Raw genomic sequence first — 25,584 nt, 5'->3', positions numbered from 1 at the left:
GCCACCAAGGCGGCCGCGTCATGACGTCCGTCCTGCTGGGAGCAGTCGCCACCGTGCTGGTCACGGCGGGGCTGTTCCTGGCGGGGGGCGCGTGGCGGGGGACCGACCGGTCACCACCACAGGACAGGCCGCCCGCGAGCCAGGCCGCCGTCCACCGGCAGGAGCGCGAGCCGGCGACCCCGCCCAGAGCGACCCTGCCCAGCGCGGACCCGCCGTCCCCGGGCCTTCGGCCCGCGCTGGTCGTCGTACCTGCGCTGGGGCTGCGGGCACAGGTCATCGACATCCGCACCGAGGACGGTGCCCTGACACCGCCGCCCGACCCGCAGGACGTCGGGTGGTGGTCGGGCGGGTCCCGGCCGGGGGCGGCCAGGGGCGCGGCAGTGATCACCGGTCACACCGTGCACACCGGCGGCGGTGCCTTCGACGACCTCGAGACCCTGAGTCGTGGCGACCGGGTCGTCGTCGGGTCGGCGGACGACGAGGTGGCCTACCGGGTCTCCGACGTCGAGGTGCTGAGCCGCGACGAGCTGGCCCGCCGGAGCCGGAAGCTGTTCTCCCGGTCGGGCCCTGGACGCCTGGTGCTCGTCACCTGCGAGGACTGGGACGGCTCGGCCTACCGCAGCAACGTCGTCGTGACGGCCCGGCCCTCGCCCTGAGCCGGGTCAGAGGTGCTCGCGGAGCCAGCTGAAGTCGGCCATGTGCTCCGCGGCACCGCCCGGCGTCTCGCAGATCACCGGCGCACCGGCCTCGCGCACCACGCCCGCGAACTCGTCGGCGGGCAGGTGGCCCTGGCCGAAGTTGGCGTGCCGGTCGGCCCCGGAGTCGAACGTGTCGCGCGAGTCGTTGGCGTGCACCAGGTCGATCCGGCCGGTGATCGCACGGATCCTGTCGACCGCGTCGCCGAGCTCGATGCCCCCGGCCCAGGCATGGCAGGTGTCGAGGCAGAAGCCCACGCGGTCGGAGCCCTCGGCGCCGGAGATGGCATCCCACACGCCGCCGATCCGGTCGAGGTGACGAGCCATCGCGTTGTCGCCGCCGGCGGTGTTCTCGATGAGGAGCGGGATCTTGAGGTCGGTGGCCTCGATCGCCTTGCGCCAGTTGTCGAAGCCGACCGCCGGGTCGTCGGTCTTGTTGACGTGGCCGCCGTGGACGATCAGCCCCTTGGCGCCGATCTCCGCGGCCGCGTCCATGTGCTGCTGCAGCAGCTTGCGGCTCGGGATGCGGATCCGGTTGTTGGTCGTGGCGACGTTGACGATGTAGGGAGCGTGGACGTAGAGGTCCACCCCGGCCCCCTCGGCGTCGGCGCGCAGTGCCTCGGCGCCGCCGGCGTACGTGACCTCCGGTCCCTTGTAGCCCTGCGGGTCACCCAGGAAGAACTGCACGAGGGTGGTCCCGCGGGCCACGGCCTCGGCGACCGGGTCGGTCTGGTCGACGTGGGCGCCGATGCTCAGCTGGGTGCTCATGAGGACCACCCTAGGAGGACGCACAGACACCCCACGACCACGCCCGCGAGGCCGAGGGCCGCGGCCCAGCCCACCCAGTCGACGTCCGCGGGGAAGCGTCCCCAGGTCGTACGCCGGGGGTGCGGGGCCGGTCCGAGGCGGTCGGGCACCGGCGGCCCGGCCGGCTCCGGCCTCGGCAGCCGGCGGAGCAGCCTCAACGCCGCGTCGGCGCTGGCCAGGCGCTGCTCCGGGTCGGCCACCAGCAGCCGCTCGACGAGGGGCCGCAACGGGTGCGACGGGATCGGGCCCTGGCGCGACGGCGGCAGGCCGGTGATGAGCTCGAGCGCCACCCGGCCCACGGCGTAGAGGTCCTGCGAGGGCTCCGGCGGCGCGCCGCGCGCCTGCTCGGGCGCCATGTAGCCGTCGGTCCCGATCGCGCCGGGGACCGTGGTGAAGCGGCGGTCGGCGATCGGTGCCGCGACCCCGAAGTCACCGAGCCGCAGGTGGGGCGCGTCGTCGCCGGTGGCCTCGAGCAGCAGGTTGGCCGGCTTGACGTCGCGGTGGACCAGTCCCGCGCCGTGCACGGCGGCCAGGCCCATGAGCAGCTGCTCGACCAGCAGCCCGGCCGTGCCGGCGTCGAGGGGTCCGTGCTCGCGCACGAGGTCGGCGACCGACCCGCCGGCGACGAGCTCCATCGCGAGCACCACCAGGTCGTCCTCGGCCGCCCACCCGTGCGGGGCCACCACGTGCGGGTGCCGCACCCGGACCGCCTGCTCGCGCACGAAGCGGGCGAGCAGCGCCGAGCTGTGCCGGCCGAGCACCTTCACCGCGACCAGGCACCGGGTGCGCTCGTCCCAGGCCCGCCACACCGAACCCATGCCGCCGCTGCCCACCTGGTCGAGCAGCCGGTAGCGCCCCGCCACCACGACGGAGCCGCGGGTCGGAGCACGGGTCGGAGCGACTTCGGGCACCTCATGACGCTAGCCCGGTCGTACGTCGTCGCGCGTGGCGTCGTCCACAGGTCCCGGGCCCTGTGCATCGATTCCTGCAGGCGGCTGCCCCGCTGGTAGTCTTCCCCGGTTGCCTTCGGGCGACACGCACCACACGCGGCGCACGACCCACGTCGTACCCCGCCGCGAACGCACAGTCCTCCTGCCACGGAGAGCCCGTGGCCGCTCTAGCCCAGAGGAGGTGGAGACCGCTATGCGTGCCTATGAAGTGATGGTCATCCTCGACCCGAGTCTCGACGAGCGCACCATCGAGCCGTCGCTCGACAAGTACCTCAACGTGATCCGCAAGGACGGTGGCTCGATCGAGTCGCTCGACGTGTGGGGTCGTCGCCGGATGGCGTACGAGATCAAGAAGAACGCCGAGGGCATCTACGCCGTCATCAACCTGACGGCCGAGCCCGCGACGGTCAAGGAGTTCGACCGCCAGCTCACGCTGAACGAGTCGATCCTGCGCACGAAGGTCATGCGTCCCGACGCCCACTGATCGCCTTCGCGGCGTCTGTGGAAAGACCCTTCCCGCTGTCGGTGTGTGCCTGTTTGATGGGCGCATCACCGGGAGCAACCCGGATCAGCATCCTGAGGAGACCCTGACATGGCAGGCGAGACCACCATCACCGTGATCGGCAACCTCGTCGACGACCCGGAGCTGCGCTTCACCCCCTCGGGGGCTCCCGTGGCCAACTTCCGGATCGCGTCGACGCCGCGCACCTTCGACCGCCAGAGCAACGAGTGGAAGGACGGCGACACGCTGTTCCTCTCCTGCGCTGTGTGGCGGCAGGCCGCGGAGAACGTCGCCGAGTCCCTCCAGAGGGGCATGCGCGTGATCGTCCAGGGTCGCCTGAAGTCGCGTCAGTACGAGACCCGCGAGGGTGAGAAGCGCACCGTCTTCGAGATCGACGTCGAGGAGGTCGGCCCGTCGCTGCGCTCCGCATCGGCCAAGGTCACCAAGACGACCCGGTCCGGCGGCGGTGGCGGCTACTCCGGTGGCGGCGGTGGCGGCGGCTACTCGGGCGGTGGCGGCAACCAGTCCGCGCCGGCCGACGACCCGTGGGCCAGCCCGGCGCCCTCGCAGGGTGGCGGCGGCGGTTGGGGCGGCCAGTCCCAGGGCCAGCCGCAGGGTGGCGGCCAGTCCGCTCCGCCCAACGACCCGTGGGCCACGCCCGGGGTCAGCGGCGGCAACGACGAGCCGCCCTTCTAGTCCCGATCCGGGATCTCGATACGCGCCTCGTTCCTCGGCGCTACTCGATCACCGAAGTATTCACACTCCATTCCGTCCCTGATTGCCTTCAGGGCCGGGCTCACTGAAAGGGAGCACCACAATGGCCAAGGCAATTCTGCGCAAGCCCAAGAAGAAGGTTTGCCAGTTCTGCAAGGAGAAGGCGACCGGTGTCGACTACAAGGACACCACCCTGCTCCGCAAGTTCATCTCCGACCGTGGCAAGATCCGCGCCCGTCGCGTGACCGGCAACTGCGTCCAGCACCAGCGCGACGTGGCCATCGCCGTCAAGAACGCGCGTGAGCTCGCTCTGCTGCCCTACACGTCCACCGGTCGCTGAGAGGGGCACAGAACATGAAGCTCATCCTGACCCAGGAAGTCGACGGCCTCGGTGCCCCCGGCGACGTGGTCGAGGTCAAGGACGGCTACGGCCGTAACTACCTCGTGCCCCGTGGCCTCGGCATCCGCTGGACCCGCGGCGGCGAGAAGACCATCGAGTCGATCAAGGCCGCGCGCACCGCTCGCGCCGTGCGCGACGAGGACCACGCCAAGGACGTCAAGGCCAAGCTCGAGGCCAACGCGGTCAACGTGAAGGTCCGTGCCGGTGAGGGCGGTCGCCTGTTCGGCGCCGTCACCACCTCGGAGATCGCCGACGCGATCGCCGAGGTCTCGGGCGAGAAGGTCGACCGCCGCACGATCGTCGTGGTCAACCCGATCAAGTCGCTCGGCGCCCACGAGGTGTCGGTCAAGCTGCACGACGAGGTGTCCGCCACGGTGGCCCTCAACGTCGTCCCGGCCTGACGCCGACGCACGACCCACTCGACGGCCCGCTGCCCCTCCGGGGGTGGCGGGCCGTTCGGTGTCCCGAGCGGCCCGTGGCCATCGCCTACTGGGCCGGCGGGAACCGGTTGGGTCGTGCGACGACGGCATCGATGACCACGGGCCTGTGGCCGAGCGTCTCGATGGTGATCCGGCCGGAGCGCATGCCCGAGTAGCGGTCGATGACGACGTGCTGCCGCAGCGCGCTCCTCGAGCCGCTGAGGTCGACCACGTGCCAGTCACGGCGGCCCACCCGGATGCGGACCTTGCCCATCCGCGGCCCGCTGGGCGCCAGCAGGCGCAGCTCGCCGACCTTGGCGCGCGGCAGCACGAGGCGCGCCCCCCGTCGGGTGGCCCGCACGGCGTCGCCGCCGAAGTAGCCCGTGTCCTTGACCTTCTTCCAGCCGCGCTTGCGGGCGAGGTCGGTGGGCACGAAGAACTCGATCGGGTCCGACCACGCGCTGGCGTTGCCGGCGCGGTCGAGCGTCCGGGCGGAGAAGACGTGGCGACCCGCCTTCGCGCCCACCAGCTCCCAGCGCCCGGGTGAGCACGTGACGGGCGCGCCGTTGTCGGTGCACTCGAACGACGAGCCGGGCTCGTTGCTGTTGAGCCGGATCGGGACGGTGGAGGAGGTGACCACCGGCTGGGTCGGGGTGTCCTCGTCGTAGGCGCTCTGGGTGACGAAGACGAAGGGAGCCTTGGTGTCCTGGGTCCAGCTGGTGCTGGCGGGGGTCGGGTCGAGGTCAGGGGCGTCGGTCACCGTCGGCGCCACCCCGTCGTCGGGGGTGCGGGCCGAGTCACCGAGGTCGACGGTGCGGGCGGAGAAGGCGTACGCCCCGTCGGGGAGGCCGGCGTACGACACCGGGCTGGTGCAGGCGCGCCAGTCGTGGGCCTGGGCAGGACCGGTCAGCCGGCACTCGAGGCCGAACGGCCCGGCGTCGCCGTCGGAGACCTGCGCCCCGAAGCTGAAGGTCATCGTCGAGACGCTCACGAAGCCGGCGGCGTCGGGAGGGGTGGAGGCCGACAGGACGGTGTCGGGCGGGGTGTCGTCGTCGCAACCGTCCCCGGCCGGGATCGGAACCCCCGGGATGATCTCGATCGTCGGCCGGGTCTCGTCGGTGCAGCCGGGGGACGCCCCTGCGGGTGCTGCGGTGAGCGGCACCAGTGCCGCCACCAGCGCCGTCGGGACCAGCGCGGCGCCGCGGCGCGCACGTGTCCTCGTCATGTCGACCTCCCTCGACAGGTGCATGGCTGCACCTTCCCTCGCCGTGATCAACGGCGTGAGGTGGTCCCGGTTACGAGCCAGTGGTCGCTGCGGGCCCGCCAGGACAGCAGGAGGCCACGCGCACCCATGAACACCACCGTCATCGCCACCCACACGGCGACGACCCCGTGCGGGAGCGTGGCCGCCCAGAGGGCCGCCGGTGCGTAGGCCGCGAGCACGACGAGACCCGCCCAGGCGAGGAAGCGGCCGTCGCCGGCGCCGATGAGCACGCCGTCGAGGACGAAGACCACGCCGGCCAGGGGTTGGCCCACTGCGGCCACCAGGAGCACCGGCACCAGCAGCGCGCGGACCTCGGGGTCGCTGGTGAACAGGAACCCGATGAAGGGAGCGCTGGCCGCGAGCCCGAGGCCGGCGACGATGCCGCTGCCCCAGCCCCAGCGGACCATCCGCCGGGTGAGGCGGCGGGTGGTGTCCACGTCGCCGCTGCCGAGCGCCCGGCCGGTGAGCGCCTGCGCGGCGATCGCGATGGCGTCGAGGGCGAAGGCGAGGAAGCTCCACAGGGTGATGGCGATCTGGTGCGTCGCCACGTTGACGTCGGTGCCGTGCGTGCCGACGCGGGTGACGGCGTACGTCCCGACGAGCAGGCAGGCGCGCAGCGCGAGGGTGCGGACGACCAGCGCCACCGCCGCGTGGGCCGCCGCGAGGATCCCCGCGCGGTCGGGGGAGAGCGGGGCGTCGTGCTCGCGCGCGGCGCGGACCACCACGGCGACCAGCCACGCCGCCGAGATCACCTGGGCGATCACGGAGCCGATCGCGGAGCCGGCGATCCCGAGGTCGAGGCCGTAGACGAGGAGGACGTTGAGGGCGATGTTGAGGCCGTTGCCGACGACGGCCACCAGCAGCGGCGTACGCGTGTCCTGCAGGCCGCGCAGGACGCCGGTCGTCGCGAGCATGACCAGCAGCGGCGTGGTGCCGAGGAAGGCGATGGCCAGGTAGGTCTCGGCGTGCGCGGCGACCTCGGTCCCGGCGTCGAAGACGGCCACCAGGGGAGGGGTGAGCAGGATCCCGCCCACCGTCGCGACGGTGCCGATGAGGATGGCCAGCCAGACGCCGTCGACGCCCTGGGCGAGGGCGCCGCGCAGGTCGCCGGCGCCGAGGTGGCGCGCGACGCTCGCGGTGGTGCCGTAGGCGAGGAAGACGCACAGTCCGACGACGGTCTGGAGGATGACCGCGGCGACCCCGAGCCCCGCCAGCTGCGGCGTGCCGAGGTGGCCCACGATCGCCGCGTCGGAGAGCAGGAACAGCGGCTCGGCCACGAGGGCGAGGAAGGCCGGGACGGCCAGGCGCAGGATCTCGCGGTCGACGGCCTTCACGATGAGCACCCTAGGAACAGCGGGCCGGGCACGCTCCGGCGCGGTCGCATACCGAGGAGTAGCAGGAGTGTCCATGGTCCTATCGGACTACCTGTGTATCGCCGTGTGGATGATGCGGGGGAGACCCCCGTCACGGGCCCATGTCGACAAAGCAACAGGCATCATCCAGATGACGGACAGGTGAACGCACAGACGAGGGTGGGGATTTTCGTCCACAGGATGTGGATCGTGTTTTCGCAGGTCAGGCCCCGTGTGCCGGCCGGACGCCGGGCGCTGTCCACAGGGCGCTCCACCGAACGTGCACCTCCGGGGGCGTGTCGTCCACCTGCGTGCCCACGTTGTCCACAGAGCCTGTGGACAACTCGACGCCGTCGGCTTCCCCTGGACGCGGGCGAGCACGTACGGTCACGCGCGGCAAGGGCCTCGTGCGGGTGCTGTCGACGCGATGTCGGTGGCCGTCCCTAACGTCGGGCGCAGAGTGGGAGCACGTCGGAAGGAGCATCGGTGAGCGTCACCTTCGAGGGGGACACCGACGAGGCCTGGGGTGACGGCCCGGCGGCCTACGAGCCCGGTGAGTCCCCGCGCTCGGCCGGTGACCGCACGCCCCCGCAGGACAACGCCGCCGAGCAGAGCGTGCTCGGCTCGATGCTGCTCTCCAAGGACGCCATTGCCGACGTCGTCGACGTCATCAAGGGCGTGGACTACTACCGTCCCGCCCACGAGATCATCCACGACTCGATCATCGACCTCTACGGCCGCGGCGAGCCCGCCGACCCGATCACGGTGGCGGCCGAGCTGCAGAAGCGCGGCGAGCTGCAGCGCATCGGCGGGGCGCCCTACCTCCACACGCTCTCGGCCAACGTGCCCATCGCCGCCAACGCCGGCTACTACGCCGAGATCGTCCGCGACAAGGCGATCCTGCGCCGCCTGGTCGAGGCCGGCACGCGCATCGCGGCGCTCGGCTACGCCGGCGAGGGCCAGATCGACGACGTCGTGGACAGCGCCCAGGCCGAGGTCTACAAGGTCACCGACCGTCGCGCGGCCGTCGACTACGCCCCGCTGAGCGACATCATGAGCGGCGTCCTCGACGAGATCGAGGCGATCGGCAACCGCGAGGCCGGGCTCTACGGCGTGCCGACCGGCTTCGCCGACCTCGACGACCTCACCAACGGCCTGCACTCCGGGCAGATGATCATCGTCGCGGCGCGCCCGGCCATGGGCAAAAGCACCCTCGCCCTCGACTTCTGCCGCGCCGCGTCGATCCACAACAACCTCACGAGCGTCTTCTTCAGCCTCGAGATGACGCGCTCGGAGATCATGATGCGCCTGCTCTCTGCCGAGGCGAAGGTGCCGCTCAACCACATCCGCAACGGCACGATGCGCGACGACGACTGGGAGAAGCTGGCCCGCAAGATGGGCCAGGTGTCGGGTGCGCCGATGTTCATCGACGACAGTCCCAACATGACGATGATGGAGATCCGGGCCAAGGCCCGCCGCCTCAAGCAGCGCCACGACCTCAAGCTCATCGTCATCGACTACATGCAGCTGATGAGCTCGGGCAAGAAGGTCGAGTCCCGCCAGCTCGAGGTCTCGGAGTTCTCCCGCAACATCAAGCTCCTCGCCAAGGAGCTCGAGTGTCCGATCATCGCGCTGTCGCAGCTCAACCGTGGTCCCGAGCAGCGCGGCGACAAGCGCCCGATGATGAGCGACCTACGCGAGTCCGGCTCCCTGGAGCAGGACGCCGACATGGTGATCCTGCTCCACCGCGACGACGTCTACGAGAAGGAGTCGACCCGCCCCGGCGAGGCCGACCTCATCGTGGCCAAGCACCGCAACGGCCCCACCCGCGACCTCACGGTCGCCTTCCAGGGTCACTACTCCCGCTTCGTGGACATGGCCCAGGGCTGACCCGCGGGTGGTCGCGAGCACGCGAACATGACGGTACGGATGCGCCCCTCCTCCAGGTTGGCCACCTGGTTGGCGGCCATCTGCCCGAACGCGTCGCCGAGGAACGCCGCGAAGGTGACCGGTGGTGGCCCGTCGCGCTGGATCCGGGCACGCACCTGCTGGAACCACGCGAGGCTCTCGTCCGAGGAGTCGACCTCCGACGTGACCTCGAACGCTGCCGCGGCGAGCAGCTCGCGCATCTCTTCCGGGGTGGCGAGAAAGCTCGTCGAGGAGTCCTTGGCCCACGGCACGGGGTAGTGGACGTCCCCGCCCTCACCCTGCAGCACGTCGTAGACGACGAACCTGCCGCCGGGTCGGAGCACGCGGAAGGCTTCGGCGTAGAGCGCGCGCTTGTCGGCGACGTTCATCGCCACGTGCACGGTCATCGCCGCGTCCACAGCCGCGTCCGGAAGACCGGTGGCGGTGGCGTCCCCGACGTAGAAGCGGGTGCGGTCGGACAGGCCCGTCCACTCCGACAGTGCCGTGGCGACCTCGCAGAAGTCCGGTGTCAGGTCGACGCCGGTGACCGTGCACCCGGTCACCTCGACAAGCGTGCGCGCCGGACCGCCCAGCCCGCTGCCGAGGTCGAGGACATGGGAGTCGGCGTCGAGGTCGAGCGCCTCGATGATCTCCAACGTGGCCGCACGGCCACGGATGTGGAACTCGTCGACCGGAGCGAGGTCGGCCGGCCGCAGTGCGGTGCGGTCGAAACCGGACGAGTCGAGGGCGGAGCCGATGGCTGTCACGAGCCCGCCGGGGCCGCTGTAGAACCGCGAGACCTGGTCCATGGCGCCATCGTGGCACGCGCGGCCGCGAGCCACCTCACCCCGGCCCGCCCGGCCCTTCCGGGTGGCTGAAGTCGTACTTGCGAGCCAGCTTCTGCGGCACCACCATCCGCCAGGCGTCGACGACCAGCTCCCGCGCCTCGTCGGCGTCCAGCTCGGCGAGCGTGGCGTGCACCCAGTTGAAGCGCAGGTCGGACGCCTGCGGCAGGTGGAAGCGGGGGTCGCTCTCGACCAGGGCGAGCCGCTCGTCCTTGGGGAAGGCGAACCCCATCACGGTCTCGTCGCGGGAGAACGCGACGAAGACGATGGAGCCGACCCGGAACTTCAGGCGGCCCGCGACCTGCACGACGTACGACCGCTCGAGCGTCTCGCCCAGGGGGAGCACGTCCTCGACGACAGCCATGCCTCCTCCCTCCTCCGTGCTGACGAGTATCCGACGATTTCCGTCGGAGGGCGAGAGGGCAGAAACTAACTAACCAGACAGTTGATAACGAGGAGGCTGCGCTCTACGGTAGGTCCGACGACGGACCCTGGAGAGGATCGGCGCATGACAGGACACGAGGTGGGCGTCCGGCTCACCGTCGACGGCGTCGGGAGCCGACTGGCCCTCGATCCGCGGGTCACGGTGCTCGACGCGCTGCGCGACGAGCTCGGCGTGATGTCGGTGAAGAAGGGGTGCGACCACGGCCAGTGCGGTGCCTGCACGGTGATCGTCGACGGCCGGCGCATCCTGTCCTGCCTCGCGCTCGCGGCGTCGTACGACGGCGCGGACGTCACGACCGCGGCGGGCCTGGGCACCCCCGACCGGCTCAGCCCGATGCAGCAGGCGTTCGCCGACCGCGACGCCCTCCAGTGCGGCTACTGCACGCCCGGTCAGGTCTGCTCCGCGGTCGCGATGCTCGAGGAGGTGCGGGCCGGGATGCCCAGCCACGTCAGCCCCGACGTCGCGGCCGCCGACATCGACCTCACCGACGCCGAGGTGCGTGAGCGGATGAGCGGCAACCTCTGCCGCTGCGGCGCCTACGTGAACATCGTCGCGGCCATCCAGGACGTCGCGCACGCGGACGGCGGTGCGGCGTGAAGCCCTTCGCCTACGAGCGCCCGACCACGGTCGACGAGGCGCTGGCCCTGGCTGCGGGCGGCGGCACGTTCCTCGCCGGTGGCACGAACCTCGTCGACCACCTGCGGCTCGGCATCGCCGAGGCCGACCGGCTCGTCGACATCACGCGCCTGCCGCTCGACGAGGTCACGGAGCGTCCGGACGGCGGCCTGGTGATCGGCGCGGGGGTGCGCAACAGCGACCTCGCCGCGCACCCGCTGGTCCGCACACGCTTCCCGTTCGTCACCCAGGCGCTCGTCGCCGGGGCGTCCGGCCAGCTCCGCAACATGGCCACGACCGGCGGCAACCTGCTCCAGCGCACGCGCTGCGTCTACTTCCAGGACCTCACCACCCCCTGCAACAAGCGCGAGCCCGGCACCGGCTGCTCGGCCGTCGACGGGTTCGGCCGCTACAACGCGATCCTCGGCACCTCGGACGCCTGCGTCGCCACGCACCCCTCCGACCTCTGCGTCCCCCTGGCCGCGCTCGATGCCGAGGTGGTGGTCCTCGGCCCGGCCGGGGAGCGCCGCATCCCGTTCGCCGACTTCCACCGCCTGCCCGGCGACCGGCCCGACGTCGACACCACCCTCGAGCCCGGCGAGCTGGTGCTCGCCGTGGAGGTGCCGCCGCTCGACTTCGCCGTCCGCTCGCGCTACCGCAAGGTCCGGGAGCGGGCGTCGTACGCCTTCGCGCTGGTGTCGGTCGCCGCCGCGCTCGACGTGCACGACGGCACGGTCCGTGACGTACGCCTGGCGCTGGGCGGGGTCTCGCACCGCCCGCACCGGGCCCTGGCCGCGGAGGAGGCGCTGCGCGACGGCCCGGCCACGCCCGAGCTGTTCCGCGCCGCGATCGAGGTCGAGCTCGCCGCCGCCCGGCCCGGCGAGCACAACGCCTTCAAGGTGCCGATGGTCAGGAACACGGTGGTCGACGTGCTGACCCAGCTCACCGACGGGAGCGCCGCATGACCACCCTCGAGCCCGAGATCGCCACGGCGGACCTCACCCCGACCCACGACCGGATGCGGGTCGACGCACCGGCCAAGGTCACCGGCACCGCGCCCTACGCCTACGAGCAGCCCGTCGACGAGCCGTGCCACCTCGTCCCGATCGTCTCCACGATCGCGCGGGGACGGATCACCCGGATCGACGACGCGCAGGCCCGCGCGCTGCCGGGCGTGCGCCTCGTCCTCACCCACGCCAACGCGCCGCGCATCCGCGTGCGCACCGACGCGGCGCTGGTGATCCTGCAGTCGCCGGAGGTGCACCACCGCGGCGAGCTCGTCGGCGCCGTCGTCGCAGACTCACCGCAGGTGGCGCGCGAGGCCGCGGCGCTCGTGCGGGTGGAGTACGACGAGGAGCCGGCCGAGCTGGGCTTCGACATCGACGACCCGAGGGCCTACGAGCCCCGCCGGGTCAACGCGTTCAAGCACGGCTCCTACGAGCGCGGCGACGTGGACGCCGGCCTCGCCCGCGGCACCCGCGTCGAGGCCGACTACAGCCTGCCGATGGAGTTCCACTCCCCGATCGAGCCCCACGCGGTCACCGCGACCTGGCACGACGTCTCCGCGCTCAACCCGCGCGCCACCCGGCTCACGATGTACGACAGCAACCAGGGCCCGGGCGTCCACGGCGCCCTGCTCGCGCCGGTGCTGGGCCTGCTCCCGACGCAGATCGAGGTCGTCTCGCCCTATGTCGGAGGCTCGTTCGGCTCCAAGGGCTGGCCCCATCCCCACCTGGTCCTCGTGGCGATGGCGGCACGGCTGCTGCCGGGGCGGCCGGTGAAGTACGCGATGACGCGCCAGCAGACGTTCCGCACCGTCGGCCACCGGCCGGCCAGCAAGCAGCGGGTCCGGCTCTCGGTCGAGGACGACGGCCGCCTCGTCGCGCTCGACCACCAGAGCTGGCAGCCGACCTCACGGCTCAAGACCTACGTCGACCAGACCGTGTCGGCGACCCGGATGATGTACGACGTCGCGCACCTGCGCACGGTCCACCACGCAGTCACCCAGGACGCGGCACCCGGGACCTTCATGCGCGCGCCCGGTGAGTTCACCGGGATGTTCGCCCTCGAGACCGCCCTCGACGAGGCCGCCCACGCGGTCGGCGTCGACCCGGTCGAGCTGCGCGTGCGCAACGAGCCGGCGAGGGACCCCGAGTCGGGCAAGCCGTTCAGCACCCGCAACCTCGTGGCTTGCCTGCGCGAGGGTGCCGAGCTGTTCGGCTGGGTCGACCGGCAGCCGCCCGGCGCCCGGCGCGACGGCGAGTGGCTGGTGGGCCTGGGCGTCGCGAGCGCGTCGTACCCCAACCAGCAGGTCGTGCCGAGCCGTGCCGGCATCCGCTACACCGACGGGCGCTACCGCGTGGAGCTGCAGGCCGGCGACCTCGGCACCGGTGCGTGGACGATCCTCCCGCAGATCGCGGCCGAGGCGCTGGAGGTGCACGTCGACCTCGTCGACGCCGAGATCGGGCGCTCGGGCCTGCCGTGGGCGGTCCCGGCCGGCGGCTCGGTCGGCACCTACAGCTGGGGCGACGCGGTGGTGATGGCGGCGCGCAAGTTCCGCCGCAAGCACGGCCTCGTGCCCGCGGAGGGGGCGTACGAGACCGCCGCCGGCCGCCTGCCCCGCGGCACGCGCGGTCACTCGCGGCACTCCTTCGGCGCCCACTTCGCCCAGGTGCGGGTCAGCACGGTCACCGGGGAGGTGCGGGTGGAGAAGATGCTCGGGGTCTTCGCCGCGGGCCGGATCATCAACCCGCGCACCGCGCGCAGCCAGCTGATCGGCGGCATGACGATGGGCCTCTCCGCGGCGCTGCACGAGGAGGGCCACCTCGACGAGCGCTTCGGCCACGTCGTCAACGGCGACCTCGCCGGCTACCACGTCGCCGCCCACGCCGACGTGGTCGGCCTCGAGGCGGTGTGCCTCGAGGAGCACGACCCGTGGTTCGGTGCGACCGGCGCCAAGGGCATCGGCGAGCTCGGCGTGGTCGGCGCACCGGCGGCGATCGGCAACGCGATCTTCAACGCGAGCGGCGTACGGCTGCGCGACCTGCCGTTCACCCCCGACAAGCTGTTCGCCGCCTGGGGGTGAGCCGGGAACGGCTGCGCCGACCGACTGCCCTTGGGGTGAGGCAGAAGCTCGCGCGGCCGATCTAGGGTCGTCGGCGTCATGAGCACCGACAGTCCCGCCCGCGACGGGCGCGTCCTCACCCTGACCTACACCAGCTCGGCCAGCCGCCTGATGTCCGTCGGCCAGCTGGTCGAGCTGATCGAGCAGATCCGGCCCAAGAACGAGCGCCTCGGCGTGACCGGCCTGCTGCTCTACAGCGGCGGCAACGTCATCCAGACGCTCGAGGGCGAGGCGGCCGTCGTCGACGGCCTGCTGAGCCAGATCGGGGCGGACCCGCGCCACTCCGGCGTACGCGTCGTGGACCGGAGGTACGTCGACGAGCGGGCCTTCTCGACGTGGTCGATGGGCTTCCGCAACGTCACCGCGCGCGAGGTCGCCGACCTGCAGGACTTCACCGAGCTCGCCCGCCAGTCGGTGGGTGACGACCTCAGCGCCCACGCCGTCGCGGCGTTCGGGCTGCTGGAGACCTATCGCGTCAACGCCGTGTGAGCCACCCCGGCGCGGGTTTCGCGAGCGGTCGTAGGGTCGGGCCCATGCAGACTCGCACTCTCGGCAAGCAGCAGGTCGGCGCGATCGGCCTCGGCCTGATGACCTTCGACCAGACCGGCACCCAGCCCCGCCAGCAGCTCCTCGACACCGTGACCGCGGCGCTCGACGCGGGCGTCACGCTCTTCGACACCGCCGACGCCTACGGCCCCGGGGACGAGAAGGGAGCCGGCGCCCAGGGCGAGAACGAGCGGCTCATCGCCTCGATCCTCGACGAGCTCGGAGTACGCGACCGGGTCCTGCTCGCCACCAAGGGTGGGCACGTGCGCACGGACGGCGGCGACTGGGACCTCGACAGCTCGGCGGAGCACCTGCACCGCGCGGTCGACGACAGCCTCGCCCGCCTCGGCGTCGAGCAGCTCTTCCTCTGGCAGCACCACCGGCCGGACCCGAAGGTGCCCTACGACGAGGTGATCGGCACCATGAAGGAGATCGCCGACAGCGGCAAGGTCGCCCACCTCGGCCTCTCCAACGCCGACCCCGACCAGATCCGGGCGGCGAAGGCCGTTCTCGGTGACGCGCTGATCAGCGTGCAGAACGAGTTCAGCCCCAAGTTCCGGAGCAGCCGCCCCGAGATCGACGTGTGCGAGGAGCTCGGGCTCGCCTTCCTGCCGTGGAGCCCGCTCGGTGGCCTGTCGGACGCCAAGGAGCTCGCCGACAAGCACCCCGCCTTCGCCGAGGTCGCGGCCGATCGTGGCGTCAGCGCCCAGCAGGTCGCGCTCGCCTGGGAGCTCGCCCAGTCGCCGTGCGTGATCCCGATCCCCGGCGCGAAGCGGCCCTCCTCGATCATCGACTCCGCCGCGGCCGCCGAGATCGAGCTCACCGACGACGAGCTCGCCCGGCTCGACGCCAGCTGACGCAGATGGACCGGCCGCTGCTCGCCCGCGCCGTCGACGCCGCCATGGACCGCTCGCTGGTCCTCGGCTACACGACGATCGGCCTCGCCGTCCGCCGTGCGCTTCCGGGGTGGCCGCCCGACCCGCTGCCGCGCTCGCTCGAGGGGCGGCACGTGCTCGTCACCGGCGCCAGCTCCGGCCTCGGCGTCGCGACCGTCGAGGGACTGGCCGACCTCGGCGCGACGGTCCACATGCTCGTGCGCGACGAGGCCAAGGGAGCCGGGGTCGCCGACCGGATCCGGGCCGCGCACCCCGGCGTGGAGCTCCGGCTCTGGCGCTGCGACGTCGCCGACCTCGACGACGTACGCCGCTTCGCGTCCGACTTCGCTCGCGAGGTGCCCGAGCTGCACGCGGTCGTGCACAACGCCGGCGTGATGCCGCCGGAGCGCACCGAGTCGCCGCAGGGCCACGAGCTCAGCATGGCCGTGCACGTGCTCGGCCCGGTCGTGATGACCGAGGCGCTGCGCGGTCCGCTCGCCGGCGGGCGGGTGGTGCTGGTGAGCAGCGGCGGGATGTACGGCCAGCCGCTGCGCGCCGACGACCCGGAGTACACCACCGGCGACTACTCGCCCACCACGTCGTACGCCCGCTCCAAGCGCTGGCAGGTCGAGCTGCGGCCGCTGCTGGCCGAGCGGTGGCACGCCGACGGCATCACCGTGGCCGTCATGCACCCCGGCTGGGCCGACACCCCGGGCGTGCAGGAGTCGCTGCCGACCTTCCGCAGGATCACCCGGCCGGTGCTGCGCGACGACGCGCAGGGCGCCGACACGAGCGTGTGGCTGGCCGCGGTGCAGCCCGCGCCCCCCACGGGCCGCTTCTGGCACGACCGCGTCGAGCGCCCGACCCACCTGCTGCCGACGACCCGCACGTCCGACGACGACCGGGCCCGTGCGTGGACCTGGCTGCTCGCCGTCACGGATCTCGACGAGGTGGGCCGGTCCCCTGCGTGAGCCGACGCGACCGCGACCAGAAGACTTGACTCGTTCAAGAAAAGGGGGCAGGGTGGCGAGGGATGGACGACAGCGACTTCGAGGACCTGCTCCGCGGCGCTGACCTGAGGGTCACCCGCCCGCGACTGGCCGTCCTGCGCGCCGTACGACGTCAGCCGCACGCCGACACCTCCAGCGTCCTCGCCGCGGTCCGCGACGAGGAGCCGAGCGTCTCCCACCAGGCCGTCTACGACGTGCTGGGCGCCCTGACCGAGTCGGGCCTGGTGCGCAAGATCCAGCCCGCCGGGTCGGTCTCGCGCTACGAGCTCCGGGTGGGCGACAACCACCACCACCTCGTGTGCCGCTCGTGCGGCGCGGTGGCCGACGTCGACTGCGCCGTCGGCGTACGTCCCTGCCTCGACGCCTCCGACACCCACGGCTTCGTCATCGACGAGGCCGAGGTCACCTACTGGGGCACCTGCTCCGACTGCTCCACCTTGATCCGACCTTGATCCGACCCTGATCCGACTGCCCGTTCGTGACACCACGCAGGCACCACCCGAGCACCACGAAAGGTTTCCGATGACCGACAGCCAGGACAACAGCGCACCCGAGAGCCCCCAGGGGGTGGACCGCAAGGCCGAGGCCGGGTGCCCGGTGATGCACGACTCCGCGACGGCGCAGGGCAGCGAGAGCGAGAACCCCGTCATCGACGCCCCGGAGCCCACGGGACACCGCCCGCGCACCAACCAGGACTGGTGGCCCAACCAGCTCGACCTCTCCGTCCTCCACGCGCACTCGCCCAAGGGCAACCCGCTGGGCGCCGACTTCAGCTACCGCGACGAGTTCGCGAAGCTCGACGTCGAGGCGCTCAAGAGCGACATCGCCCAGATGCTGCGCACCTCGCAGGACTGGTGGCCGGCCGACTTCGGTCACTACGGCGGCCTGATGATCCGGATGAGCTGGCACTCCGCGGGCACCTACCGTGTCCACGACGGTCGCGGCGGTGCGGGCGACGGCGGACAGCGCTTCGCCCCGCTCAACAGCTGGCCCGACAACGCCAACCTCGACAAGGCCCGGCGCCTGCTGTGGCCGGTGAAGCAGAAGTACGGCCAGAAGATCTCGTGGGCCGACCTGCTCGTGCTCGCGGGCAACGTCGCGCTCGAGGACATGGGCTTCGAGACCTTCGGCTTCGCCTTCGGTCGCGAGGACGTGTGGGAGCCGGAGGAGATCTTCTGGGGTCCCGAGGACACCTGGCTCGGCGACGAGCGCTACTCCGGCGAGCGTGAGCTCGGCGACGGCCTCGGCGCCGTCCAGATGGGCCTGATCTACGTGAACCCCGAGGGCCCCAACGGCAACCCCGACCCGGTGGCGTCGGCGCGCGACATCCGCGAGACGTTCGCCCGGATGGCGATGAACGACGAGGAGACCGTCGCGCTCATCGCCGGCGGCCACACCTTCGGCAAGACCCACGGCATCGGCGACCCCGACCTCATCGGCCCGGAGCCCGAGGGCGCACCCCTCGAGAACCAGGGCCTGGGCTGGATCAGCTCCTACGGCACGGGCAAGGGCGGCGACACGATCACCTCCGGCCTCGAGGTCACGTGGACCGACAAGCCGACGCAGTGGAGCAACCGCTACTTCGAGATCCTCTTCGGCTACGAGTGGGAGCTCACCGAGAGCCCGGCCGGGGCGAAGCAGTGGGTCGCCAAGACCGACGAGGAGATCATCCCCGACGCGCACGACCCGCAGAAGAAGCACCGCCCGACGATGCTCACCTCCGACCTGGCGCTGCGCGAGGACCCGGCCTACGAGAAGATCTCGCGCCGCTTCCTGGAGAACCCCGAGGAGTTCCGCCTCGCCTTCGCCAAGGCCTGGTACAAGCTGCTGCACCGTGACATGGGCCCGGTCGGCCCGCACATGCTCGGCCCGTGGGTGCCGGAGCCGCAGGTGTGGCAGGACCCGGTGCCGGCCGTCGACCACGAGCTGGTCGACGAGGCGGACGTCGCCGCGCTCAAGGAGAAGCTCCTCGGCTCCGGCCTGTCCGTCGCGCAGCTGGTCTCGCTCGCCTGGGCGTCGGCCTCGACCTTCCGCGGCACCGACAAGCGCGGCGGCGCCAACGGCGCGCGGATCCGCCTCGAGCCGCAGCGCGGCTGGGCGGTCAACGCCGACCTCGACCTCGACACCTCGCTCGGGGCGATCGAGCGCATCCAGCAGGAGTTCAACGGCGCCGGCGCCAAGCAGGTCTCGATCGCCGACCTGATCGTCCTCGGCGGCGCGGCGGCGATCGAGAAGGCGGCCAAGGACGCCGGTCACGACGTGACCGTGCCCTTCACCCCGGGTCGTACCGACGCCACCCAGGAGGACACCGACGTCCAGTCCGTCGGCTACCTCGAGCCGCGCGCGGACGGCTTCCGCAACTGGGTCCGCCCGGGCGAGAAGCTCCAGCCCGAGAAGCTGCTGGTCGACAAGGCCTACCTGCTCGGCCTCTCCGCACCGCAGATGACCGTGCTGCTCGGCGGCCTGCGCGCCCTCGGCGCCAACGCCGGCGGCACCGCCCACGGCGTGCTGACCGACCGTCCGGGCACCCTCACCAACGACTTCTTCGCCCACCTGCTGGCCCCGGGCACGCAGTGGAAGGCGTCGCAGTCGGAGGAGGGCGTCTACGAGATCCGCGACGTCGCCTCGGGTGAGCTCAGGTGGACCGCGACCGCCGTCGACCTGGTGCTGGGCTCCAACTCCCAGCTGCGGGCGCTCTCGGAGGTCTACGCCAGCGAGGACGCGCGCGACAAGTTCGTCGCCGACTTCGTCGCCGCATGGGCGCAGGTCATGGACAACGACAGGTTCGACCTGCGCTGAGTCGGCTCGACGTCATGGGGATCGCGGGTGCGGACCCGCGATCCCCATGACGCACGCGTCGGGCAACGTCGACCAGCCCTGGAGGCTCGCCGAGCAGCTCCCGGAGGACTAGCCTCGCCAGGAGACCTGCAGGAGGCTCCGATGAGCGCGACGACGTCCTGGCGACTGCCCGAGGTCGCGGCCGGCTGGGTCACCGACGGCGGCCTCGAGACCGACCTGATCTTCCACCGCGGCCTCGACCTCCCGGACTTCGCGTCCTTCCCGCTGCTCGACGACGAGCAGGGCCGCGACGTGCTCGCGGACTACTACCGCGCCTACGCCGTCGTGGCCGCGGGCGCGGGCGCCGGCCTGCTGCTGGAGACGCCGACCTGGCGGGCCAACACCGACTGGGGCGCCCGGCTGGGGTACGACGCCCAGGCGCTGCGCCGGGTCAACCGGGCGGCCGTCGACCACCTGCGTGGCCTCGCTGACGAGGTGTCCGCCGACGTGGCGGACGTGCTCGTGGTCGGGGTGGTGGGACCCCGCGGCGACGGCTACCTCGCCGGCGACCTCGACGCGAGCCGCTACGCCGACTACCACCGGCCCCAGCTCGCCGCCTTCGCCGAGGCGGGCGCGGACCTCGCGACGGCGTACACCCTGACCACGGTCGCCGAGGCGACCGGAGTGGTGCGCGCGGCGCAGGACGTCGGCCTGGCGGTGGCGATCTCCTTCACCGTCGAGACCGACGGACGACTGCCGGACGGCACCGCGCTCGGTGACGCGGTCGAGCAGCTCGACGCGGGCACCGACCGGGGCGCCGCACACCTGCTCGTCAACTGTGCCCATCCCGACCACGTGGCTCCCGGGCTCGACGCCACCGCGCCGTGGGCCGGGCGGATCGCGGGGCTCCGGGTGAACTCCTCGCGGCTCAGCCACGCCGAGCTCGACGAGGCCGAGGAGCTCGACGAGGGCGACCTGCGCGACCTCGCCGCCACGACCCACGCGCTGGCCGAGGCGCTGCCGTCGGTGAGCATCGTGGGCGGTTGCTGCGGCACGGACGTGCGCCACGTCGCAGCGATGTGGGACGGCTGGTCGCCGGCAGCTCCGCGGTGATCAGGCCGGCATCTCGACGCGGAGGAACCGCACCGTGCGGTCCATCGCCGCGACGAACGCCGGGCCGAACGCGTGCCCGTCGTCGTACCACTCCAGGGTCGAGTCGACGCCCGCCCGGGTCAGCGCCCGCTGGGTCGCGCGGGCCCACCGGGGTGGGCACGTGTCGTCGAAGCGGCCGTGGGCCAGCAGCACCGGCTCGGTGATGTCGCCGAACGCGGGCCGGGACGAGACGCCCCGCCAGAACTCCGGGTCGTCCCCGGGCAGGCCGTGGCGTCCGCGGAAGCCGGCCCGCAGCTGGGCGACCGGCGCGTCCGGGCGCTGGAAGTGGTCGAAGTTCTGCCCCTCCAGGCTGGACACCGAGGCCCACGCGACCCCGGCCGCGACGAGGCCCGGGTCGGCGGCCAGCGCCTTGAGCACGACCCCGCTGCCCATCGACCGGCCGAAGAGCGCGATCCGGTCCGGGTCGACCCGGACGTCGCCCGACTCACGCAGCGCGTGGACCGCCGCGACGACGTCGGCGGAGTAGCCGAGCCGCACGGCCGTCTCGATGCGCGGGTCGTCGGTGGACTCGGCGTGGTTGCGGTAGTCGACGTGCAACGCCACGAAGCCCCGCTGGGCGAGGAAGCCGCGCTCGCGCGTCATGCCCTGGCCGCGGACGTAGGTCGCGGGGTCGATGTAGCCGTGCGCCAGCACCACGGCCGGCCACCCCTGACCACCCAGCGGACCACGCCCGGTCGGCACGTCGAGGACGCCACTGATCCGCAGCGGTGCCGTGCCCGCGCCGGCGGTGGTCGAGGCGAAGGTGACGTCGTACGACGTGTAGGCGGGGGTCCGCTCACGCACGGTGCCCAGCCGCAGGTCCCCGCCCGTCAGGTCGGCCTCGGCGAGCGCGGCGACGGAGATGGGGTCCGGCTTCTCGGCCGGGGTCCCCTGCGCGGAAGGTGACGCAGGTGATGACGTGGGGGAGGGCTCGGGCGCCGACGTGGATGGTGGGGACTCCGGCGACCCGGTGCAGGCGGCGAGCAGCGGCAGCATCGCGAGTGCAGCGGCGCCGCGGCGCCAGGGGCCGGCCATGGCACCCAGTGTGCGGGACCCGGTCACACCTGCGGCCGCTCGCGCGTCGACTGGTTGACGCACACTGCAGACGGAAGGGTGGGGCCATGGACCAGACGGAGATCTTCGAGGGGGAGCGGCCGCGACTGGTCGCTCTCGCCAGCCGCGTGCTGGGCGACCACGCCGAGGCCGAGGACGTCGTCCAGCGGGCCTGGCTGAGGCTCGACCGCGCCGACACCGGCGACATCGAGAACCTCCCCGCCTGGCTCACGACGGTGACCACCCGGCTGTGCCTGGACCGCCTCCGGGCGCGCACTCCGGTGCCCGTGGAGGAGGTCGAGGTCGCCGAGACGTCACCGGACCCGGCCGACGACGTGGCGCTCGCCGACACCGTGGGCATCGCCCTGCAGGCGGTGATCGACCGCCTGTCGCCCCGCGAGCGCGTCGCCTTCGTGCTCCACGACAGCTTCGGCTTCGACTTCGGCACGATCGCCGCGGTCCTGGACACCACTCCCGTCGCCGCCCGCAAGCTCGCCTCGCGGGCCCGGTCCAAGGTCGCCCAGCCGGCGGCCGAGGACGCCCTGGCGGACTGGGAGGTGGTCGACGCGTTCATGGCGGCTGCCCGCGGGGGCGACTTCGAGCGGCTGCTGCAGCTGCTCGCGCCCGACGCCGTCGTGGGTGCCGACGAGGCCGCGATCCTGGCCGGCACCCCCGCCACGATCGAGGGTCGCGACGACGTCGCTGCCTTCTTCAACGGCAGCGCCCAGTCGGCGCTCGCCGTGTTCGTCGGGGACCGCCCCGCCTCGGCCTGGTTCCTGCGCGGCGAGGCGAAGGTCGTCTTCGACTTCACCGTCGACCACGGCCAGGTGCGGGGCATCACCTTCCGCGCCGACCCAGCGGTCCTCGCCCAGGTCGTACGCCGTGCCGGAGCCGACCGGAAGTGACCCGGGTGAGGTCGTGTCCCAGCGGGGAGGGGCAGCCGTTGTGACACGCCATGGACCAGATCCGGCGCGCATGTGCCGAGCAATGCGACACGGGGTGTGACACGACGGGACGCGAGCGGCCGCAGGTCTTGGTCGACCAGGTGTCACATCCGGTCACACCTGTGCCCGCCCGATCGTCAGAGCAGTAGGACCCATCGGAGGAGAGGGAACCATGAAGAGCATGACCTGCCGCCAGCTGGGCGGCCCCTGCGACCTCGCGCACCGCGGGGAGACCCACGACGACGTGATCAACGCGCAGGACAAGCACCTCAAGCAGGCCGAGAAGGACGGCGACGCCGCCCACCAGCCGGCGCGCGACGAGATGAAGGCTCGCTGGCGGCACCCGAAGAAGTCGCTCGGGTGGTATCGCGAGATGAAGCAGGCCTTCGCGGACCTGCCGGAGGGCTGAGCTGAGGCAGCAGCCCTCAGCGGGCCCGGCGGTCGGCCAGCAGCCAGGCGGCGCCGGCGCTCACGGCGGTGACGCCGAGCACCGACGGCCACGTGCCGACCTTCTTGGCCAGGGGGTGCGAGACGCCCATCGCGGTCCAGTAGGCCGCGGTCAGGCCGGCGGCCAGCGGCGCGCCACCTACGGCGTACCACTGGCGCGCGGCCAGCGCGTTGGCCCCGAGCATGGCGGCTCCGCCGAGGGGGCGTACGCCGGTGCGCTGGGCCAGGGCGAAGCCTCCGACGAGGCCGCCGGCGAGCAGGGGAGCAGTGGGGATGCTGGTGAGGTCGGGCACCGCTCGAGCCTAGCCAGCAACTCCAGGCACGATGCGGTCGACGGTCCGGGCTCGCCTAGCGGAGACGGCCTACTTCGACGGCTCCGGGGTGTCGACGTCGGCGCACTTCACCTTGGGGTTGAGGCCGGTGTAGTTCAGGGGGCCGGCGACGATGTTGAGGGCGATGTCGCTGGCCTCGGAGCAGTTGGTCTTGGCGTCGTCGAAGTAGCCGCGCTGGAAAGCGGCGAACGCGCCGATGACCAACCAGATCACCAGCAGCAGTCCGATGATTCGTCCCATGGAAACCCCTCCTCCTCGATCCGGCCGTGGTGGCCGGCCGATCGAGTCTTCCCCGCCGCGGGTCCGGCGTGCCACCCTCCCAGGGGTAGGGGGGCCCTACTGTGCGCCCATGACGATCTTCACGGTGGGCTTCGCCCTGCTGGCGGCGCTGCTCCACGTCTACATCTGGGTGCTCGAGTCCTTCCGGTGGACCGAGCCGTCGACGCGCAAGACCTTCGGGGTCTCCGAGGCCGACGCCGAGACCACCAGGCCGCTGGCCTACAACCAGGGCTTCTACAACCTCTTCCTCGCGATCATCACCTTCGTCGGCCTCGCGCTGCTCAAGAGCGAGCACGGGGTCGGCTCGGCGCTCGCGCTGGCCGGCACGGGGTCGATGCTCGCGGCCGCGGTCGTCCTCGTCACCCACGACCGCTCGATGATGCGCGCCGCCCTGACCCAGGGGACCCTGCCGGCGCTCGCGGTGCTGTTCCTGCTGCTGGAGCTCTAGCCGGACCGGTCTCCGGCTACTGGCCCAGCCAGGTGTGCACCGACGACACGACCGAGGCGCCCTCGCCGGTCGCCGAGGCCACCCGCTTCATCGAGCCCGACCGGATGTCGCCACCCGCGAAGATGCCCGGCACCGTCGTGGCGAGGTCCTCGGGCGGCACGTCCTCGATCCAGCGCTCGCGCGGGATGTCGCGGCCGGTGAGCACGAAGCCCTTCTCGTCGCGCAGCACCTCGTCCGGCAGCCAGCCGCACTCGGGCGCAGCGCCGAGCAGCAGGAAGAGCCCGCGCGCCTCGACGCGCTCGTGCTCGCCGCTGTCGAGGTCCTCGACGTCGACCCAGGCGAGGTGGCCGACGTCGTCGGGGCCGCCGTCGACGACCCGCGCCGACCCGCGCACGGTGATCCGCGGGTTCCACTCGACCTCGTTGATGAGGTACGACGACATGGTGGCCGTCAGGTCGGGTCGGCGGACCACGATCGTCACGCTGCTCGCGAACCGGGCCGCGTGGACCGCCGCCTGCCCGGCCGAGTTGCCCCCGCCCACGACGACCACGTGGTCGCCGGCGAGCTCGCGCGCGGCGGCCATCGCGGCGCCGTAGAACACCCCGCGGCCCACCAGCTCCTCCAGCGAGTCGACGCCGAGCCGTCGGTAGTCGACTCCTGTCGCGACGAGCACCGAGCGGGCGCGTACGTCGCCGCCGTCGGTGTGCACGACGTGGTGCCCGCCGTCGGTGGCCGGCGTCAGCCCGACCGCCGGCCACCCGGTGAAGAACCGGGTGCCGAAGCGCAGCGCCTGCCCGCGGGCCCGCTGCGCCAGCCGCATCCCGGAGATCCCGCGCGGGAAGCCGAGGTAGTTGCGGATCATCGAGCTGGTGCCGGCCTGGCCGCCGATGGCCTCGGCCTCCAGGCAGACGGTCGACAACCCCTCGCTGGAGGCGTACACGCTGGCGGCCAGCCCCGCCGGGCCGGCGCCCACCACGACCAGGTCGACCACGTCGTCGACCTCGATGTCGTCGGGGCGGCCGTAGAGCTGGTTGGCCAGGGCGCGCACGCTGGGGCAGTGGCCGCACCAGCCGACCAGGGAGGAGACGACGGGCCACCTGCCCTCGTCCTCGGGGCACTTCGCCATGACCTCACGGCCCACCGCGCTGTCGGGGTGGTGCACGCCCGCCGGCAGCCCGACGCGGCCGAGGTAGTCGAGCAGCTCGCGGGTCAGCGCGTCCTTCTCCGGCGTGATGATCCGGACGTTCTCGACCACGGGCGTCGCGACGGTCGCGTTCCACTCGTTGAGCATCTCGCCCACCGCGCCGTGGAACTCCTCGTCACGCGGCCCCTGCGGCATGAGCAGCAGCGCGTCGACCTTCCCGGCCGCGACCGCGTGGCGGAAGGCCTGGTTGTCGTCGCGGAAGCGGCTGATGTGCGACACGATCAGGCGCCGCGCGGTCGGTACGGCCTTCCGCGTGCCGCTGATCAGGGCGTGGAGCTTCTCCTGGTCGTGGTCGCTGTCGATCACGAACAGCGCGACCTGGTGCCCCGAGGCCATCAGCTCCTCGGCCGTCGCCTTCGCGGTGGCCTCGTCCTGCACCAGCCGTACGTCGTACTCCCGCTCGTAGCGCGCGAAGGCCTCGGCCAGCACGTCTCCGTGGTGTGCGGAGGCGATGACGATGGCGGGCGCTCCCATGA

General features: G+C 72.4%; 28 protein-coding genes. 18 read left to right on the top strand and 10 right to left on the bottom strand.

Translation table 11 applies throughout. The features are described 5' to 3' along the window. Positions 1–20 precede the first annotated feature (20 nt). On the top strand, positions 21–656 hold the full coding sequence (locus tag ACS3YM_RS17250; protein ID WP_439937666.1) for a class F sortase: 636 nt from the start codon (positions 21–23) through the stop codon (positions 654–656). Positions 657–662: 6 nt separating this feature from the next. Here the strand turns inward: ACS3YM_RS17250 and ACS3YM_RS17245 are convergent, their stop codons facing one another. Both ACS3YM_RS17245 and ACS3YM_RS17240 read right to left on the bottom strand, forming a co-directional pair. Further along, positions 663–1,451: a deoxyribonuclease IV gene (locus ACS3YM_RS17245; RefSeq protein WP_439939915.1), complete on the bottom strand. Its 789-nt coding sequence runs from the start codon at positions 1,449–1,451 to the stop codon at positions 663–665. An 8-nt stretch (positions 1,452–1,459) separates the two neighbouring features. After that, positions 1,460–2,413, bottom strand: a complete 954-nt coding sequence (locus ACS3YM_RS17240) for a serine/threonine-protein kinase (protein ID WP_439937665.1) — start codon at positions 2,411–2,413, stop codon at positions 1,460–1,462. Between the two features lie 232 nt (positions 2,414–2,645). Between ACS3YM_RS17240 and rpsF the strand changes: the two genes are divergently transcribed. The 4 genes from rpsF (at position 2,646) to rplI (ending at position 4,469) form a co-directional block, all read left to right on the top strand. Next, positions 2,646–2,936, top strand: a complete 291-nt coding sequence (gene rpsF, locus ACS3YM_RS17235; RefSeq protein ID WP_210439315.1) for a 30S ribosomal protein S6 — start codon at positions 2,646–2,648, stop codon at positions 2,934–2,936. A 108-nt stretch (positions 2,937–3,044) separates the two neighbouring features. Continuing rightward, on the top strand, positions 3,045–3,650 hold the full coding sequence (locus ACS3YM_RS17230) for a single-stranded DNA-binding protein (RefSeq protein ID WP_439937664.1): 606 nt from the start codon (positions 3,045–3,047) through the stop codon (positions 3,648–3,650). 121 nt (positions 3,651–3,771) lie between these two features. Then, positions 3,772–4,008 (top strand): 30S ribosomal protein S18, encoded by a 237-nt coding sequence (gene rpsR / locus ACS3YM_RS17225; protein WP_056603689.1) that lies wholly within the window; start codon positions 3,772–3,774, stop codon positions 4,006–4,008. A 14-nt stretch (positions 4,009–4,022) separates the two neighbouring features. After that, on the top strand, positions 4,023–4,469 hold the full coding sequence (rplI, locus tag ACS3YM_RS17220) for a 50S ribosomal protein L9 (protein WP_439937663.1): 447 nt from the start codon (positions 4,023–4,025) through the stop codon (positions 4,467–4,469). An 85-nt stretch (positions 4,470–4,554) separates the two neighbouring features. Here rplI and ACS3YM_RS17215 read toward each other — a convergent pair whose 3' ends face one another. After that, positions 4,555–5,712, bottom strand: coding sequence for a hypothetical protein (locus ACS3YM_RS17215; protein WP_439937661.1), 1,158 nt, complete (start codon positions 5,710–5,712; stop codon positions 4,555–4,557). A gap of 47 nt (positions 5,713–5,759) precedes the next feature. Continuing rightward, positions 5,760–7,085, bottom strand: coding sequence for an MATE family efflux transporter (locus tag ACS3YM_RS17210; protein ID WP_439937660.1), 1,326 nt, complete (start codon positions 7,083–7,085; stop codon positions 5,760–5,762). 504 nt (positions 7,086–7,589) lie between these two features. Here ACS3YM_RS17210 and dnaB point away from each other — a divergent pair. Then, positions 7,590–8,993 carry a replicative DNA helicase gene (gene dnaB / locus ACS3YM_RS17205; RefSeq protein ID WP_439937659.1) on the top strand — a complete coding sequence of 468 codons (1,404 nt, stop codon included), beginning with the start codon at positions 7,590–7,592 and terminating at the stop codon, positions 8,991–8,993. Here the strand turns inward: dnaB and ACS3YM_RS17200 are convergent. Then, on the bottom strand, positions 8,960–9,820 hold the full coding sequence (locus ACS3YM_RS17200; RefSeq protein WP_439937658.1) for a class I SAM-dependent methyltransferase: 861 nt from the start codon (positions 9,818–9,820) through the stop codon (positions 8,960–8,962). The two genes, dnaB and ACS3YM_RS17200, sit on opposite strands and share 34 nt — an antisense overlap. Positions 9,821–9,854: 34 nt before the next feature. After that, complete coding sequence (locus tag ACS3YM_RS17195) at positions 9,855–10,220, bottom strand: MmcQ/YjbR family DNA-binding protein (protein WP_439937657.1); 366 nt, start codon at positions 10,218–10,220, stop codon at positions 9,855–9,857. A gap of 144 nt (positions 10,221–10,364) precedes the next feature. Here ACS3YM_RS17195 and ACS3YM_RS17190 point away from each other — a divergent pair, with 144 nt between their 5' ends. The 9 genes from ACS3YM_RS17190 (at position 10,365) to ACS3YM_RS17150 (ending at position 20,362) form a co-directional block, all read left to right on the top strand. Continuing rightward, positions 10,365–10,898, top strand: coding sequence for a 2Fe-2S iron-sulfur cluster-binding protein (locus ACS3YM_RS17190; RefSeq protein WP_439937656.1), 534 nt, complete (start codon positions 10,365–10,367; stop codon positions 10,896–10,898). Next, a complete protein-coding gene (locus ACS3YM_RS17185) occupies positions 10,895–11,881 on the top strand; it encodes an FAD binding domain-containing protein (RefSeq protein WP_439937654.1) in 987 nt (328 codons plus the stop codon). The genes ACS3YM_RS17190 and ACS3YM_RS17185 overlap by 4 nt, the downstream gene beginning before the upstream one ends. Then, positions 11,878–14,001, top strand: a complete 2,124-nt coding sequence (locus ACS3YM_RS17180) for a xanthine dehydrogenase family protein molybdopterin-binding subunit (RefSeq protein ID WP_439937653.1) — start codon at positions 11,878–11,880, stop codon at positions 13,999–14,001. The genes ACS3YM_RS17185 and ACS3YM_RS17180 overlap by 4 nt, the downstream gene beginning before the upstream one ends. Positions 14,002–14,079: 78 nt before the next feature. Further along, positions 14,080–14,529, top strand: coding sequence for a BLUF domain-containing protein (locus ACS3YM_RS17175; protein WP_439937652.1), 450 nt, complete (start codon positions 14,080–14,082; stop codon positions 14,527–14,529). A gap of 44 nt (positions 14,530–14,573) precedes the next feature. Further along, positions 14,574–15,443 (top strand): aldo/keto reductase, encoded by an 870-nt coding sequence (locus ACS3YM_RS17170; protein ID WP_439937651.1) that lies wholly within the window; start codon positions 14,574–14,576, stop codon positions 15,441–15,443. Between the two features lie 5 nt (positions 15,444–15,448). Then, positions 15,449–16,432, top strand: coding sequence for an SDR family NAD(P)-dependent oxidoreductase (locus ACS3YM_RS17165; RefSeq protein ID WP_439937650.1), 984 nt, complete (start codon positions 15,449–15,451; stop codon positions 16,430–16,432). Positions 16,433–16,494: 62 nt separating this feature from the next. Further along, positions 16,495–16,923: a Fur family transcriptional regulator gene (locus ACS3YM_RS17160; RefSeq protein WP_439937649.1), complete on the top strand. Its 429-nt coding sequence runs from the start codon at positions 16,495–16,497 to the stop codon at positions 16,921–16,923. 148 nt (positions 16,924–17,071) lie between these two features. Then, positions 17,072–19,270, top strand: coding sequence for a catalase/peroxidase HPI (katG, locus tag ACS3YM_RS17155; RefSeq protein WP_439939913.1), 2,199 nt, complete (start codon positions 17,072–17,074; stop codon positions 19,268–19,270). Positions 19,271–19,411: 141 nt separating this feature from the next. Continuing rightward, complete coding sequence (locus ACS3YM_RS17150; protein ID WP_439937648.1) at positions 19,412–20,362, top strand: homocysteine S-methyltransferase family protein; 951 nt, start codon at positions 19,412–19,414, stop codon at positions 20,360–20,362. On the opposite strand, the gene ACS3YM_RS17145 is transcribed toward ACS3YM_RS17150, so the two are convergent. After that, entirely contained in the window at positions 20,363–21,436 is a 1,074-nt protein-coding gene (locus tag ACS3YM_RS17145) for an alpha/beta hydrolase family protein (RefSeq protein ID WP_439937647.1), read from the bottom strand. It lies immediately after the preceding gene. A gap of 86 nt (positions 21,437–21,522) precedes the next feature. On the opposite strand from ACS3YM_RS17145, the gene ACS3YM_RS17140 reads away from it, so the two are divergent. Beyond that, positions 21,523–22,359: a sigma-70 family RNA polymerase sigma factor gene (locus ACS3YM_RS17140; protein ID WP_439937646.1), complete on the top strand. Its 837-nt coding sequence runs from the start codon at positions 21,523–21,525 to the stop codon at positions 22,357–22,359. Positions 22,360–22,570: 211 nt separating this feature from the next. After that, positions 22,571–22,807 (top strand): DUF1059 domain-containing protein, encoded by a 237-nt coding sequence (locus tag ACS3YM_RS17135; protein WP_439937645.1) that lies wholly within the window; start codon positions 22,571–22,573, stop codon positions 22,805–22,807. Between the two features lie 16 nt (positions 22,808–22,823). Here ACS3YM_RS17135 and ACS3YM_RS17130 read toward each other — a convergent pair whose 3' ends face one another. Continuing rightward, entirely contained in the window at positions 22,824–23,138 is a 315-nt protein-coding gene (locus ACS3YM_RS17130; RefSeq protein ID WP_439937644.1) for a hypothetical protein, read from the bottom strand. A 69-nt stretch (positions 23,139–23,207) separates the two neighbouring features. Further along, on the bottom strand, positions 23,208–23,417 hold the full coding sequence (locus ACS3YM_RS17125) for a hypothetical protein (RefSeq protein ID WP_439937643.1): 210 nt from the start codon (positions 23,415–23,417) through the stop codon (positions 23,208–23,210). Between the two features lie 109 nt (positions 23,418–23,526). On the opposite strand from ACS3YM_RS17125, the gene ACS3YM_RS17120 reads away from it, so the two are divergent. Next, positions 23,527–23,904, top strand: coding sequence for a DUF1304 domain-containing protein (locus ACS3YM_RS17120; protein ID WP_439937642.1), 378 nt, complete (start codon positions 23,527–23,529; stop codon positions 23,902–23,904). A gap of 16 nt (positions 23,905–23,920) precedes the next feature. On the opposite strand, the gene ACS3YM_RS17115 is transcribed toward ACS3YM_RS17120, so the two are convergent. After that, a complete protein-coding gene (locus tag ACS3YM_RS17115; RefSeq protein ID WP_439937641.1) occupies positions 23,921–25,582 on the bottom strand; it encodes an FAD-dependent oxidoreductase in 1,662 nt (553 codons plus the stop codon). Positions 25,583–25,584 lie beyond the last annotated feature (2 nt).

Origin of the sequence: Nocardioides sp. N13(2025), from assembly GCF_051912545.1 — a bacterium.
In the GTDB taxonomy this organism is placed as follows: domain Bacteria; phylum Actinomycetota; class Actinomycetes; order Propionibacteriales; family Nocardioidaceae; genus Nocardioides.
The sequence above is the reverse complement of the archived record's forward strand: the minus strand, read 5'-3'. Positions and strand labels throughout refer to the sequence as shown.

Bases quoted from the DNA above. Each gene is read 5' to 3' on its own strand.
- ACS3YM_RS17250 (WP_439937666.1), top strand. From the start codon at position 21: ATGACGTCCGTCCTGCTGGGAGCAGTCGCCACCGTGCTGGTCACGGCG.
- rpsF (WP_210439315.1), top strand. From the start codon at position 2,646: ATGCGTGCCTATGAAGTGATGGTCATCCTCGACCCGAGTCTCGACGAG.
- ACS3YM_RS17230 (WP_439937664.1), top strand. From the start codon at position 3,045: ATGGCAGGCGAGACCACCATCACCGTGATCGGCAACCTCGTCGACGAC.
- rpsR (WP_056603689.1), top strand. From the start codon at position 3,772: ATGGCCAAGGCAATTCTGCGCAAGCCCAAGAAGAAGGTTTGCCAGTTC.
- rplI (WP_439937663.1), top strand. From the start codon at position 4,023: ATGAAGCTCATCCTGACCCAGGAAGTCGACGGCCTCGGTGCCCCCGGC.
- ACS3YM_RS17215 (WP_439937661.1), bottom strand. From the start codon at position 5,712: ATGACGAGGACACGTGCGCGCCGCGGCGCCGCGCTGGTCCCGACGGCG.
- ACS3YM_RS17200 (WP_439937658.1), bottom strand. From the start codon at position 9,820: ATGGACCAGGTCTCGCGGTTCTACAGCGGCCCCGGCGGGCTCGTGACA.
- ACS3YM_RS17195 (WP_439937657.1), bottom strand. From the start codon at position 10,220: ATGGCTGTCGTCGAGGACGTGCTCCCCCTGGGCGAGACGCTCGAGCGG.
- ACS3YM_RS17190 (WP_439937656.1), top strand. From the start codon at position 10,365: ATGACAGGACACGAGGTGGGCGTCCGGCTCACCGTCGACGGCGTCGGG.
- ACS3YM_RS17180 (WP_439937653.1), top strand. From the start codon at position 11,878: ATGACCACCCTCGAGCCCGAGATCGCCACGGCGGACCTCACCCCGACC.
- ACS3YM_RS17175 (WP_439937652.1), top strand. From the start codon at position 14,080: ATGAGCACCGACAGTCCCGCCCGCGACGGGCGCGTCCTCACCCTGACC.
- ACS3YM_RS17170 (WP_439937651.1), top strand. From the start codon at position 14,574: ATGCAGACTCGCACTCTCGGCAAGCAGCAGGTCGGCGCGATCGGCCTC.
- ACS3YM_RS17165 (WP_439937650.1), top strand. From the start codon at position 15,449: ATGGACCGGCCGCTGCTCGCCCGCGCCGTCGACGCCGCCATGGACCGC.
- ACS3YM_RS17160 (WP_439937649.1), top strand. From the start codon at position 16,495: ATGGACGACAGCGACTTCGAGGACCTGCTCCGCGGCGCTGACCTGAGG.
- katG (WP_439939913.1), top strand. From the start codon at position 17,072: ATGCACGACTCCGCGACGGCGCAGGGCAGCGAGAGCGAGAACCCCGTC.
- ACS3YM_RS17150 (WP_439937648.1), top strand. From the start codon at position 19,412: ATGAGCGCGACGACGTCCTGGCGACTGCCCGAGGTCGCGGCCGGCTGG.
- ACS3YM_RS17145 (WP_439937647.1), bottom strand. From the start codon at position 21,436: ATGGCCGGCCCCTGGCGCCGCGGCGCCGCTGCACTCGCGATGCTGCCG.
- ACS3YM_RS17140 (WP_439937646.1), top strand. From the start codon at position 21,523: ATGGACCAGACGGAGATCTTCGAGGGGGAGCGGCCGCGACTGGTCGCT.
- ACS3YM_RS17135 (WP_439937645.1), top strand. From the start codon at position 22,571: ATGAAGAGCATGACCTGCCGCCAGCTGGGCGGCCCCTGCGACCTCGCG.
- ACS3YM_RS17125 (WP_439937643.1), bottom strand. From the start codon at position 23,417: ATGGGACGAATCATCGGACTGCTGCTGGTGATCTGGTTGGTCATCGGC.
- ACS3YM_RS17120 (WP_439937642.1), top strand. From the start codon at position 23,527: ATGACGATCTTCACGGTGGGCTTCGCCCTGCTGGCGGCGCTGCTCCAC.
- ACS3YM_RS17115 (WP_439937641.1), bottom strand. From the start codon at position 25,582: ATGGGAGCGCCCGCCATCGTCATCGCCTCCGCACACCACGGAGACGTG.